The organism is Pilosibacter fragilis (assembly GCF_032490495.1).
GTDB classification, from domain to species: domain Bacteria; phylum Bacillota; class Clostridia; order Lachnospirales; family Lachnospiraceae; genus Pilosibacter; species Pilosibacter fragilis.
The window spans coordinates 1-13,829 of record NZ_JAVYJB010000021.1 but is presented as its reverse complement, the minus strand read 5'-3'; the positions used below and the strand labels follow the sequence as shown (position 1 = coordinate 13,829).

Annotated in this window: 10 protein-coding genes; 7 read left to right on the top strand and 3 right to left on the bottom strand. The window is 46.6% G+C overall.

Annotation, left to right across the window (positions count from 1 at the left end; genetic code table 11):
- Window positions 1–122 precede the first annotated feature (122 nt).
- From ABCW45_RS15255 to ABCW45_RS15230, 6 genes are all read left to right on the top strand, one after another.
- Complete coding sequence (locus tag ABCW45_RS15255; RefSeq protein WP_021905262.1) at window positions 123–1,157, top strand: zinc-binding alcohol dehydrogenase family protein; 1,035 nt, start codon at window positions 123–125, stop codon at window positions 1,155–1,157.
- 160 nt (window positions 1,158–1,317) lie between these two features.
- Window positions 1,318–2,421, top strand: a complete 1,104-nt coding sequence (locus ABCW45_RS15250; protein WP_117567568.1) for a C4-dicarboxylate TRAP transporter substrate-binding protein — start codon at window positions 1,318–1,320, stop codon at window positions 2,419–2,421.
- Between the two features lie 85 nt (window positions 2,422–2,506).
- Window positions 2,507–3,016 (top strand): TRAP transporter small permease, encoded by a 510-nt coding sequence (locus tag ABCW45_RS15245; RefSeq protein ID WP_021905264.1) that lies wholly within the window; start codon window positions 2,507–2,509, stop codon window positions 3,014–3,016.
- On the top strand, window positions 3,009–4,295 hold the full coding sequence (locus ABCW45_RS15240) for a TRAP transporter large permease (protein ID WP_021905265.1): 1,287 nt from the start codon (window positions 3,009–3,011) through the stop codon (window positions 4,293–4,295). The genes ABCW45_RS15245 and ABCW45_RS15240 overlap by 8 nt, the downstream gene beginning before the upstream one ends.
- 97 nt (window positions 4,296–4,392) lie before the next feature.
- A complete protein-coding gene (locus tag ABCW45_RS15235; protein ID WP_117567567.1) occupies window positions 4,393–5,892 on the top strand; it encodes a tagaturonate reductase in 1,500 nt (499 codons plus the stop codon).
- Window positions 5,893–5,899: 7 nt separating this feature from the next.
- Window positions 5,900–7,378 (top strand): UxaA family hydrolase, encoded by a 1,479-nt coding sequence (locus ABCW45_RS15230; RefSeq protein WP_117503430.1) that lies wholly within the window; start codon window positions 5,900–5,902, stop codon window positions 7,376–7,378.
- A gap of 347 nt (window positions 7,379–7,725) precedes the next feature.
- Here ABCW45_RS15230 and ABCW45_RS15225 read toward each other — a convergent pair whose 3' ends face one another.
- From ABCW45_RS15225 to ABCW45_RS15215, 3 genes are all read right to left on the bottom strand, one after another.
- The gene (locus ABCW45_RS15225) at window positions 7,726–8,844 is read right to left on the bottom strand and encodes an RNA-guided endonuclease TnpB family protein (RefSeq protein ID WP_118322184.1); all 1,119 of its coding nucleotides are present in this window, start codon (window positions 8,842–8,844) and stop codon (window positions 7,726–7,728) included.
- Window positions 8,807–9,247, bottom strand: coding sequence for an IS200/IS605 family transposase (tnpA, locus tag ABCW45_RS15220; protein WP_117552638.1), 441 nt, complete (start codon window positions 9,245–9,247; stop codon window positions 8,807–8,809). Before tnpA ends, ABCW45_RS15225 begins: the two co-directional genes overlap by 38 nt.
- A gap of 345 nt (window positions 9,248–9,592) precedes the next feature.
- Entirely contained in the window at window positions 9,593–11,215 is a 1,623-nt protein-coding gene (locus tag ABCW45_RS15215; protein ID WP_343221120.1) for a flotillin family protein, read from the bottom strand.
- A gap of 442 nt (window positions 11,216–11,657) precedes the next feature.
- Between ABCW45_RS15215 and ABCW45_RS15210 the strand changes: the two genes are divergently transcribed.
- Window positions 11,658–13,217 (top strand): hypothetical protein, encoded by a 1,560-nt coding sequence (locus ABCW45_RS15210; protein ID WP_343221119.1) that lies wholly within the window; start codon window positions 11,658–11,660, stop codon window positions 13,215–13,217.
- Window positions 13,218–13,829: the final 612 nt, after the last annotated feature.

Sequence of the window (13,829 nt, the reverse complement as noted above, 5' to 3'; positions counted from 1 at the left end):
ACACTTATTGACATTGGTGTAAAAAGTACTATAATCTGTTGTATACAACAAAGAATACAACAGATTTGATTTTGAAAAACTATACAGAAAGCAAAAATCGTAAAATTAAGGAGGAAACAACGATGAAAGCAATGTATATTGACGCACCGGGTCAGGTTTCTATTAAAGATGTAGAGATGCCGGTAAGAAAAGAAGGAGAAGTTTTATTAAAGATTCTTTACGGTGGAATCTGCGGAAGCGATCTTGGTTCCTACCGTGGAACATTCGCATATTTTGATTACCCGAGAATCCCGGGCCACGAGTTCTCCGCTGAGGTTATCGAGGCAGATGAGAACAACGCGTATGGCATCAAGCCGGGAATGATCGTAACCTGCAACCCGTACTTCAACTGCGGACACTGCTATTCCTGCGAGCACGGAATCGTAAACGCATGTATGGACAACCAGACAATGGGATGTCAGAGAGACGGTGCTTTCCAGGAGTACATCACAATGCCGATCGAGCGTGTGTATGACGGTAAGGGAATGGACGCTAAGACACTTGCAGCAATCGAGCCGTTCTGCATCAGCTACCATGGCGTGAGCCGCGCAAACGTAAAAGAAGGAGACAAAGTTCTCGTAGTCGGCGCCGGTACCATCGGTGTTCTCGCAGCGATCGCAGCAAAAGCGAAGGGCGCTACTGTATACATCTCTGATGTATCCGCAGGTAAGCTTGAAATGGCGAAGGACTTCGGTGTTGACGGAACCTTATTAAATGATTCTCCGGAAAACTTCGAGAAAGGTGTTGCTGAGATCACAAACGGCAACGGCTTTGATGTAACGATCGAGGCAGTTGGTCTTCCGTCCACATTCCAGAACTGTATCGATGCCTGCTGCTTCGGTGGACGCATGGTTCTGATCGGAGTCGGCAAGAAGAACCTTGACTTCAACTTCACACTGATCCAGAAGAAGGAATTAAATGTCTTCGGTTCCAGAAACGCATTAAAGAAGGACTTCTTAGAGCTGATCGATATCGTGAACGCAGGCAAGGCACCGCTCCACAAGATCATCACAAATACATATGCGTTTGATGATGCTGCAAAGGCATTCGATGACTTTGCTCACAACCCGGGCGATATGTTAAAGGTTGTATTTGATTTTTCCAAGATTTCCAAATAATATGGAATGTTTGCTAAAATAGTGGTAAAATGAATTCACTTTTCAGACACCATTAAAATTAGAACCTTTCCCCGCGCAACGGGGTGAGAGAGCCTTCCGACTGGTGGGGATCAGACGGAAGGCTTAAATAAATGTTTAATACATTACGGAGGGAAACATTATGAAACTCAAAAAAGTTATGGCATTAACCATGGCAGGTGCTATGGCAGCAACAACACTTACCGCTTGCGGAAGCAGCTCTTCCACAACAGAGACAACAAAGGCAGCTGAGACAACAGCAGCCGCAGCAGCAGATACTACAGCAGCTTCAGCAGCAGATAACGGTTCTTCCGATGCTGAGACAGTTCTTCAGGTCGCTTTCGAGAACTCCATTTCCGAGCCGGTTGGACAGGGCTGGGAGAAAGCTCAGGAGATCATCAAAGAAAAATCCGGCGGCAAGATGGCAATCGAGATCTACCCGGATTCCCAGCTTGGTGATAAGTCTTCCTTAATCGACTCCATGCTTCTCGGCGAGAATGTCTGCACACTTGCAGACGGTGCTTTCTACGCTGACTACGGTGTACCGGATTTCGGTATCGTATTCGGACCGTTCCTGTTCGATTCCTGGGATCAGGTTTGGAAACTGGTTGATTCCGACTGGTACAAAGAGCAGTGTGACAAGCTTGAAGAAAAAGGCTTAAAGATCATCGCTTCCAACTGGATCTACGGTGAGAGACATACTCTTACAAACGTTCCGGTCAACACAGTTGATGACTTAAAGGGATTAAAGATCCGTGTTCCGTCCAACGAGATCCAGTCCAAGGGCTTCGATGTACTTGGCGCAACATCCACAGGTATGGCACTCGGAGATGTTTATCAGGCTCTTCAGACAAAGACCATCGACGGTGCTGAGAACCCGCTCGCAACTTTGTACGGCAGAAAGCTTCACGAGGTTGCTAAATACTTAATCCTTGACGGACATGTAAAGAACTTCACAACATGGGTTGTATCCGCTGACTGGTTCAACAGCCTTCCGGAAGAGCAGCAGACATGGTTACTTGAGACAGCAGAAGAAGCTGGTGAGTACAACAACGAAGTACAGCAGGCTGCTGACGCTGAGTACCTTCAGAAGATGAAAGACGAAGGCGTAACTGTTGTTGAGCCGTCCGAGGAAGTTCTTGCCGGATTCAAGGAGAAAGCACAGCCGTTCTATGAGATGGGTGCTGACTTTGGCTGGAGCGATGGCCTCTATGACACAGTTAAAAAGGCTATGGGTGCTGAATAATCCATTTTGCAGTAAATGCATAAAGTAACTGTTCCCGGCGGATCTGTCCGCCGGGGCAGTTTCCCTGATAGGAGTCTGAAAATCTATGGAGAAGAAAGAAAATAAAGCTTCAGCGATCCTGATGAACATTGACATCGTTGTCGCTTCCATTATTCTTGCGATCCTGATCGTCCTGACATTCCTCGGCGTTGTATGGAGATATATCTTCAACGCACCATTTACATGGCTTGAGGAGGTTCAGACCTCATGTATGGTCTGGATTGTATTTGCAGGCGCAGGCGCGGCATTCCGCTCCGGCAACCATGTTGCGATCGAGATGATCGTGGACCTGATGCCGAAGAGCATGCAGAAGATCATGGAAATCCTGATTTCCATCGTAGTTGTAGTCGTAATCGGATATCTGTTCATGCAGAGTATCGGTTTCATCCAGGTGTTCGTAAAGAGCGGACGTTCCACCAGTATGTTAAAAATTCCGTATTCCTGGGTATACGGTATCGCGATCGTATCCTATTTTGATATGATCATCAGCTATTTCTACGCCCTGTTCCACGGCGTAAAATCTGAGGCAAAGGAGGCAGCAAGCAGCAATGAGTAATGTGTTAATGTTATCTGCAATTGTGATGCTGGTTCTTCTTTTCTTCAAGGTTCCGGTATTTATCGCTGTCCTCGGCGGTTCCATGGTTTACTTTGTAATGAACCCGGGAATCAATACCGTTATCTTTGCCCAGCAGGCAATCATTGGTACTGAGAAAATTTCTCTTATGGCGATCCCGTTCTTCGTTTGTGCCGGTATCTTCATGAACTACACCGGTGTTACAAAGAGAATCATGGATTTCTGTGAGGTTGTAACAGGACGTCTTCCTGGCGGTCTCGCACAGGTAAACGTACTTTTATCCACCGTTATGGGCGGACTTTCCGGATCCAACATCGCCGATGCAGCGATGGAGTCTAAAATGATGGTTCCGGAGATGACAAAGAAGGGCTTCTCTCTGGAGTTTTCCAGCGTTGTAACAGCCGCTTCCTCCATGATCACACCGCTGATCCCGCCGGGAATCGCGATGATCCTTTACGGATGTATCGCGAACGTTTCCATCGGTAAGCTGTTCATTTCCGGCTTCGGTGTCGGAGGTCTTCTCTGCGTTTCTATGATGATCCTCGTAGGAGTGATCTCCAAGAAACGTGGCTATGGTCTTTTAACAACAGAAAAATTAACCTGGTCCAAATTCTGGACTGCTTTAAAACCGGCGATCCTGCCGCTGCTTCTTCCGATCATCATCATCGGTGGTATCCGTATCGGTATCTTTACAGCTACCGAGGCAGGAGCTGTAGCGATCCTCTACGCTGCATTCCTTGGTTTTATCTACCATGAGATGCACATCAAGGATATGATCCAGGGCTTAAAGGAGACTGTCTGCACGACGGCTTCCATCATGCTCATCGTATCCGCTGCGTCTGTATTCTCCTGGATCCTTACAAAAGAGAGAATCCCGCAGGCGCTGACTGCATGGATGCTTGCTAACATCCACAGCAAATATGTATTCCTGATCGTTGTAAACATCTTCTTACTGATCGTTGGTATGTTCATCGAAGGTAACGCTTCCATGATCATCCTGGTTCCGCTTCTTGCACCGATCGCTGCACAGTACGGAATCAACGAGATCCAGTTCGCAATGATCTACATCTTCAATAACGCCATCGGCGCATTATCACCGCCTATGGGAACCCTGATGTTCGTAACCTGCTCTATTACAAAGTGTAAGACCGCGGCATTCATCAAAGAAGCAGTACCGTTCTACATTCTGCTTATTATCAACCTGATGCTCCTTACCTGGGTCGAGCCGTTTACCACATTCCTTGTAAATCTGTTCTATTAGGGTAAACTTGCTGCCAGATGGGGATCGGTATGATGCCCCGTCTGGCAGTTTTGATTTATATACCATGAATTCTTTTATATGAAGAAAGGAAATTATTATGGAACGCTTAAATTATGATGTTCTCAAAAAATCTGGCTATGATGGATATGTATTAAAAGACGCGCCGGAGAAAGTTCTCCAGTTCGGTGAAGGAAACTTCCTTCGTGCTTTCGTAGATTACTGGTTCGACCTTGCAAATGAGAAGGCAGGCTGGAATGGAAAGTGCTGTCTGGTACAGCCGATCGCTCCGGGTCTTGCAAAGATGATCAACGAGCAGGAAGGTCTCTACACACTGTACCTCCGCGGAAGCGAGAACGGACAGAAGGTAGACGCTAAGAGAGTGATCTCCAGCGTAAACCGCTGCTTAAATCCATATGAGAAAGAGGATTACGAGAAGATGATGGAGGTTGCTGCAAGCGACGACCTTGAGATCATCGTTTCCAACACAACAGAGGCCGGTATCCAGTATGATCCGTCCTGCAAACAGGATGACTGCCCGCCGTCCAGCTTCCCGGCAAAATTAACTCAGGTTCTCTATCATCGTTACAAAGCAGGAAAGAAAGGTATCATCATGCTTGCCTGCGAGCTGATCGACAATAACGGTAAAGAGCTCTTAAAGTGCGTAAACCAGTACATCGAGCAGTGGGGACTTGAGGACGGATTCAAGAAGTACGTAAATGAAGACTGCACATTCTGCGGTTCCTTAGTAGACCGTATCGTTCCGGGCCGTATCAAAGACGCAAACGAAGTTGCTGAGCTTGAGCAGAAGAACGGCTACGCTGACCCGCTTACAGATGTCGGCGAGGTATTCGGCGTCTGGGTCATCGAAGGCGATGAGAAGTTAAACGACATTCTTCCGTTCAAGAAAGCAGGACTTCTTGACAAAGTATTCGTAACACCGGATATGAGCCCGTACAAGAAGAGAAAAGTTAGAATCTTAAACGGCGCTCACACAGGTTTCGTACTCGGCGCTTACCTTGCAGGAGAGAATATCGTTCGTGACTGCATGCATGACGAGGTTATCAAGGGCTTCATGAACAAGATGCTCTACGAGGAGGTTATCCCGACACTTCCGCTTGACAAGAACGACTTAATGCAGTTCGCATCCGCAGTACAGGATCGTTTCAACAACCCGTTCGTTGACCATGAGTTAATGAGCATCTCCTTAAACTCCACATCTAAGTGGAAAGCAAGAAACATGCCGTCCTTCCTTGAGTACATCAAAGAGACCGGTAAGCTTCCGGAGTGCCTGACCATGTCCTTAGCAGCTTATATCGCATTCTACAGCAATGATATCCAGGCTCTGACAGACGCAGGTCTTGTTTGCAAGCGTCCGGCCGGCAACGAGTACACCGTAAGCGATGACAGATGGGCACTTGAGTTCTACTATGCGCACAAGGATGACTCCGCAGAGGCTCTTGTAAACGCAGTTCTCACTAACGAGAAGATGTGGGATCAGGATCTCACAAAGATCGCTGGTCTTGAGGAGAAGGTTGTCGCTGACCTTAAGAAGATTCGCACGGAAGGAGCAAAGGCTGCATTTGCAAGCTGCCTTTAATTAACATATGAAAGTAATTCAGATTTCCAGACTGGATAACGTAGCGGTCGCTCTTCACCCAATTAAAAAAGGTGAGGAGGTCACTGCAGGCGGCATCACAGTCACAGCGCTTGAGGACATCCCACAGGGCCACAAGATCGCGTTAAAACCGATCAAAAACGGTGAGAATATCGTCAAATACGGCTTTGCCATCGGTCACGCGACAGCAGACGCAGAGGCCGGTGCATGGATGCACACCCACAACGTGAAGACAAATCTGGAAGGAGAGATGGAGTATACCTATACTCCGTCCCTCGACTTCCCGGAAAAAGTTGAGCCGGAGACCTTTATGGGCTTCCGCAGAAAAGACGGCCGCGCGGCGATCCGCAATGAGATCTGGATCATCCCGACCGTAGGCTGTGTCAATGATATCGCAAAGAAAATGGTCCGCGACAATCAGGATCTTGTGAAAGGCACCATTGACGGACTCTATACATTCCCGCATCCGTTCGGCTGCAGCCAGACAGGCGCAGATCATGCACAGACAAGAAAGCTTCTTGCAGCCCTTGTCCGTCATCCGAACGCAGCCGCTGTTCTCGTATTAGGACTTGGCTGTGAGAACCTGACCCACGAGCAGTTCCTGGAAGAGCTTGGCGATTACGACCATGACCGCGTAAAATTCCTGACATGTCAGGAAGTGGATGATGAGTTTGAGGCAGGAAGAAAGCTTCTTGAGGAATGTTCCGCATACGCGGCGCAGTTTGAGAGAGAGCCGATCCCGGTCAGCGAGCTTGTTGTCGGCATGAAGTGCGGAGGCTCCGACGGACTTTCCGGCATCACCGCAAACCCGACTGTCGGACGTTTCAGCGATATGATGGCGGCCAGAGGCGGTTCTACTGTGCTTACAGAGGTTCCGGAGATGTTCGGAGCGGAAGGTTTCTTAATGAACCGCTGTGTAAATAAAGAAGTATTCGACAAAGCCGTCAACATGATCAACGGCTTCAAGAACTACTTCATCAGCCACCACGAGGTCGTATACGACAACCCGAGCCCAGGAAACAAGCAGGGCGGTATCACCACCCTTGAGGATAAATCCTGCGGATGTGTCCAGAAGGGTGGTACAGCCCCGATCATGGACGTTATCGGCTACGGTGATCCTGTTGTCACAAAGGGACTTAATATGCTTTACGGACCGGGCAATGATCTGGTATCTGCAACAGCCATGACGGCTGCCGGAGCGCACATGATCCTGTTTACAACAGGTCGCGGAACACCGTTTGGTGCACCGGCTCCGACCTTAAAACTGGCGACAAACAGCCAGCTTGCGGAGAGAAAGAAAGGCTGGATCGACTTTGATGCCGGTCCGATCGCTGACGGCGAGACCATCGATGACGCTGCAAAGAGACTTCTGCAGCTTGTGATCGAGGTTGCCGGCGGAAAACAGACAAAGGCTGAGGAGAAAGGCTTCCGCGAAATCTCCATCTTTAAAGACGGTGTTGTGCTGTAATAACAGCTTCACAATTTTTTATGTTTCCCTTATAGAGACACCTGCTTTCCGGTCAGAGATGGCCGGAGGCGGGTGTCTTTTGTAATATAGGAAATTCCGTGGAATTCATTTTACGGAGCATCCGAAAAAGCCGCTTGCGGCAGGTTCTGTGGGCGTCCGCGTGGGATCGTCCTATAGTGACATACTCCCTCCACTTAGCTAACACTTGAAGTGGGGGCTTCTCGTTCGATTGCCCTATTGGGCAAAGCATAGGCGAGCTATCCCCGTGTGTCCCACGGTTCTGTTATTACGAGCGGGACTGTTTCGTATCTACGCAGTCCCGAACAAAATCTACGTTTTGGAGGAGATCAGGAAATTTTTCTTTCTGTTTCAAGTTCAACTCCCAATATTCTCAATCCTTCCCTGCAAATATTGATAGCTGCATTCTCATCACGGTTCATCTGATTTCCACAGGTGCAGCTATAGATACGGTCTTCCAGTTTCAACTCCTTTTTGAGTTTTCCGCAACAGCTGCAGATTTTTGAGCTGGGATACCACTTATCGATACGAACCAGTTTCTTACCGGCACGTTCTAATTTGTAGGAAAGAAACTCAGTAAACATTCCCCATCCATTATCATGAACACTCGTTCCAAACCTTGAATCCTGGCTCATTTCTTTCATGTTCAAAGATTCTATGCACACAAGATCGTAAAAATTGGTTATCTTTCTGGATTCCTTGTGCAGATAATCTTTCCGCTGATGTGCAATATGAGCATGGAGTCTGGCTATTTTCTTTTTCTGTTTCATGTAACGGCTGCTCCCCTTTTCGCAATGACTCAGCCTGCGCTGCTCCCTTGCAAGTTTTTCCTGGGATTTTCGGAAAAAGTGGGGATAATCCGCATGAGCTCCATGGGAATCTACATACAATTCTCTCATAGAAAAATCAAGTCCGATTGCGGTTTTTACTGACCTGATTTCATGTTCCGGTTCTTCTGCCACATACAGTAATGATACATAATACTTGTCATCTGCTTCCTGGCTGACGGTGGCACCCTTCAATATGTAACGATCATCGATACTCCGATGCTGTTTTATGCGGATCCAACCTGCTTTCGGAAGTTTCAGTTTACCATTCTGCAAAGTAATATTTCCATTTACACAGTTTGTCGTATAACTTCTTACCGGATTCTTTTTTGACTTGAAATTCGGAAAGCCAACTGAAGAATCCCGAAAAAAGTTCTTATAGGCAGCCTGCAGATGCAGCTGCGCATTACACAAGGCCAGGCTGTCTACCTCCTTCAGCCACGGAAACTCTGCCTTATATTTTGCAGGCGTAACCTTTAATACTTTTCCGGTTTTCTCATAATATTCGTTCTTTTCTGCCAGCATCCGGTTATACACGAAACGCACACAGCCAAATGTCCTTGCAAATAGTTCTTTTTGAGATTTATTCGGGTAAATCCGAAAACGGTACACGATGTTCACTCTTATTTTCTCCCTGTGTTTCTATGTACTGGCGAATAACCTCAATGGGTGCACCACCAGCACTTAACAGACAAAAACTCTGGCTCCAGAACATTTCTTCCCAAAGCTTCTGCCGAATCTCCGGATACTCTTTTTTAATCAATCGGCTGCTTGCACTTTTATACGCATTGATAAATTTGCTGAGTTCCGATTTCGGATGGGCCCGGAACATGATATGAACATGATCCCGATCATGATTCCATTCCTCTAACGTAATATGATACTTCGGAGCGATATATTCAAAAATCTCCCGGGCCCGATCAGAAACAGGATCCGTCAGTATCTTTTTTCGGTATTTTATAACCAGAATCAAATGATAATAGAGTAGAAATACTGAATGCGCATTACTGTCCAATTTTCTCATAAAATCAGCCTTTCCTTTTACGTTCGACTGATTATATCATAACACAGGAACACTTGTTTGTCTATGTCTTTTAGAACATTTGTTCTTCTATGCTTGTTTTCATTTATGTACACAGATATGTGCAGTTTTAAGATGCCAGATATTGCATGATTTTCCCAAAAGGCAATTCATCTCACCACCTAAAGAGGATGGGAGAATTCTTGCAAACTGTTGTTAAAAGACCCAGGCAGTGTCCTGTGAGAGGCACTGCCTGGGTAAGTAGGGGGAGTATGGATATGAAGATTGGAATAAGTCTGTAAATCTGCACTTACCATGCTTGGGAAAGAGCAGGACTAAAAAATGTAATTACAAGGTATGGTTCTCCGGAACGGTTTCTGCGTCTGGTGTGGACGGTATTGCCGGATCACCCGTGCCGGAGCTTAAATCGGAAGTACCGGATTCGGGTTTTGCGGCTGCGGGATTTGCAGCCTGTTCACGATGTACAGCCGGGATCGTAAGTCCGCTGACATTAATATTCCGGTTCACCTTTGCGTCATACGTTTGCGCTTTCAGGATATCCCTGAAATCCACACCGGTGGCCTCGGACATGGTGTCGAATACCTGCTGCATGACAGCCGCCGTATTTCCGGAGATCTCGCTGACTCCGCTTCCGTTTGTGCCGTTTGCACCTCCGGTTCCGTAGATATTGACTTTGTCGATAGAGGACAATGGCTTCGCGATCTCTGCGGCCATCTGCGGCATGATGCCAACTAACATCTCGACGATAGCGGCGTTATTGTACTTCGCATAAGCTTCTGCTTTTTTCTCCATACCTTCCGCTTCCGCAACGGCCTTTGCCTGGATCGCAGCCGCTTCTGCCTCACCGCGGGCACGGATTCCGGCGGCTTCCTGCTCCGCCTGATATCTTGCGGCATCTGCCTTTGTACGCATGGCTTCCGCCTCTTTTTCTAACTCATATTTTCTGGCTTCCGCCTCACGCTGGCGTTTTGCAAGCATGGCAGCGGCTTCCTGTTCGACCTTGTAGCGCTCCGCATCGGCTTTCTTGTTGACTTCCGCGTCTAACTGCTGCTGTTGAACGGCAACTTCCTGCTTCCGAAGTTCTGCTTCGCGCTCTGCCTTTGCGATCTGGGCATTTACGGTAGCTGTCTGGATCGTTTTTTCCTGTTCCTGCTTCTGGATTTCATAAGCAGCGTCCGCTTCCGCTTTCTTCGTGTCGGAGTGCTTCTGAAGCTCTGACTTACGGATCTCCAGCTCATTATTTTTCTCCGCGATCTCTGTCTCCGCAAGTACGCGGGCATCGTTGGCAGATTTGTTCGCTTCTGCCTGGGCGATGGCGATATCGCGGTCTGCCTGAGCTTTTGCGATCGCGGCGTCCTTCTTGATCTTTGAGGTATTGTCGGCACCAAGATCCCGGATCAATCCATTATCGTCAGTGACATTCTGGATATTACAGGACAGGATCTCGATTCCCAGCTTATCCATGTCCTTGGATGCCTTTAGCATAACCTGATCAGAGAAGGAATCCCTGTCGGTGTTGATCTCCTTTAAGGAGAGAGTACCGATGATCTCACGCATGTTTCCCTGGAGGGAATCCTGAAGATCCATGGTGATATCCTCGGGCTTCTTATTTAAGAAGTTTTTTGCTGCCAGACGGATCCCTTCCTGAGATGGGGTGATCCGTACCTTGGCAACCGCGTCGACATTGACATTGATAAAATCGTTTGTCGGAACGGACTGTTCCGTTTTGATATCGACGGTCATCTGTCCGAGATATAAACGGTCCATCCGTTCAAAGAACGGGATCCGGATTCCGGAACGTCCGATGAGGATCTTTGCGTCATGCTTAAGACCGGAAATAATATAAGCCTGATCCGGCGGAGCTTTCACGTATCCACATACGATGAGGACAAGGATCAGAATCAGAATGACTGCAATGGTGATAGGGATGATCAGATGATTCAAATTCATAGAAACTCCTTTCTGGACCTTGACTTTTGCTGCAAAATTTTCGTGTGTAACAAAAAAGTTTGAGGAATTCCCTGTTACATATAAAGGAACATTCCTTTTCGCTAAATTCACAGTATCAGAAAATATCAGAAAATACAATACGATGCAACAAAGTGTAAGAAAACGTAAGAGGAATGTAATCGGAATGCCATAAAATTGCCACATAGATTACATTTTTCTTAAAACTGAGCGCGGTGGATTGATAGCGGAAGAAGTTATGGTATATTTATAGATAGAAGGATTGGATCGTGTCGAAATATGATATGGACTGGATTGTGGCGGTTGTGGATACGAAAAAACTTCGGATGTTCGGAGACCTAACGCCCACCGAGACAAATTTACTGTTACATACCACCTGAAAGAGGTGGGAGTTTTCGCGACTGAGATAAAAGGGAGGGATCACATGGATACCAGAATCTGGATGCAGGAGTCGTTTTGGGAGAGTGCAGAGAAGCAGAGTGTGAAAGAGAGTCCGCAGGAAAACGCTGAACATCTCTCAAAAGACAAGAATGAAAACGGTGGAAATAAGCTGGTGAATCAAAAGACAAGTCTCTGGAAGCAGACGTATGAGAATATTCTGGTTGGGATGGGATTCTGCGTGATCAAACTGAATTTTCTTCTGTTATATTATATTCTGCCGTTCATAGGAATCCTTATGATATTTGCAGGATTACGGAAATTGAAGCAGGAAGATAAATGGTTTAAGGCGGGGTATGCTGCGGCAGCGATCAACGTTGTGATTACAATGATTTCCATAGTGAGTGGAACTTTTATCAACAGAAGACAAATTTATGATACATATATTTGGCAATTCATGCTCTTATGGACATTTGCATTGCCGCTGATCATAGCATCCTGTTTTTTTTGCGGCATGCAGACAGAGCTGAAAAAGCGGGAGAAGGAAGCGGACAACAAAATCCTGATCCATTTAGTGATCTGGTATGCAGTCGTTATACTGCTTATGAACATGAATGACAGCGGTTGGATCATTGGAATCGCTGTTCTTGCGACATATATTGGAATTCTTGTGGAGTTAAAACATACCGCTGAGAATCTGGAAAAGGCAGGGTATGTATTGGAAGAGCCTCCGATGCGTGTCTCCAACGGGAAGTGTGCGGCAGGGGCAGTTGTTCTAACCGCAGCAGGACTTGTAATCGGAACCATATTCTTTGGTTCCTACCATATGAGATGGAACGAGGTGAAAGCACCGCAGGATCCGGCATACGAGGAGATAAAAACGCATCTGGTCTCGATTGGATTTCCGGAGGATATTCTGGATGATCTGAAGGAGGAAGATCTCTTAGCGTGCAAGAACGCCAGACAGGTACGATTGCAGCAAACGGATTATCCGATCAATGACGGAGAGCAGATCGTCACAAGATCAGAAGGCTACACGCAGTATTCGCGGGAGTATCCTCATAAAGAACTGAGACTCAGTGGAATTGCAGTAGAACTTGAGCAGGAAGGGCACTGGAAGATCATCCATCATTTTCTGTGGAATGAAGATCCGGGCTTTCGTGGTACAGAGGCTTTGCAGCTATATCCGGCATGCCGGGAACGGAATGGTGGCTGGCTCGAAGAAGGCGGGCTGACCAGACAGGTCCTTTATGATAAGAAGGAAATTTCCTATGCCGCGGATTACGCGTCTCTGGAAAACGAGACTTATGATATGGGGCAGAGCTGGCCGTTTTATGAGAGCCGGGAGACGAGCAGTATCTTCGCAGAGTTCTCGATGCCATGGCGCGGGGAGCGATGCCGTGGATATGTATCTTATGGCATCAGGGAAAAAGAGAAGGACTGGTGGATCGATTCCTGGCTGAACTATACGCATCAGAAGAGCATTCTGCAATATCCGGTCATGACGGCAGCACAGAACCGAAAACAGGGCGGCTGGCTGGATAACCTGGTATTCTTCACGGTACAGGATGCGCTGCAGGTACTTCCGGGAGAAGAAACTGATTAAAGAGTGTGGAAAATCAGGAGAAAAATTGACTGCAACGGTTTGATGTGTGTTCGTACTTACAATGTTGGTGGTAAAAACATGGATTGAAAGACAAAAATCCCGTCGGAGAATTTAGAGCATGTTGGATGTGTGTGTGTGATAATAGAGAAAGCGAAAGGGATAGGCAGTTGTTCTGCTGGGGATAAGATCCACAGAACGGCTGCTTATTTAATGAATTATCCACATGTAGTATTAATAAACAGGTCTAATAACAAAATGTAGATATTGCATATACAAAAGAAAAAACTTTGAAAAAAACTGGAAAAAGAGGTTGACTTTTCCATGGGGATTTGTTATTATAATACTCGCCTTGAGCGACAGGGCAAAACTTATTAAGAGTCATTAAGAAAACTTCTTAATCTCTCAAAAAAAGTTTTAAAAAGTTCTTGACAAACCGGAAACGGTATGATAGAATGAATAAGTTGCCGCTGAGAACAAGAAACGACAACAAAACAGTTCCTTGAAAACTGAACAGTATGTAAAACCCTGAAAATTCTTATAAAAATGGTCTTTTGGTTTAGACCATGAATGAGAACATTCAGAACAAAACCTAACAAAACAGTAGAACGGTTT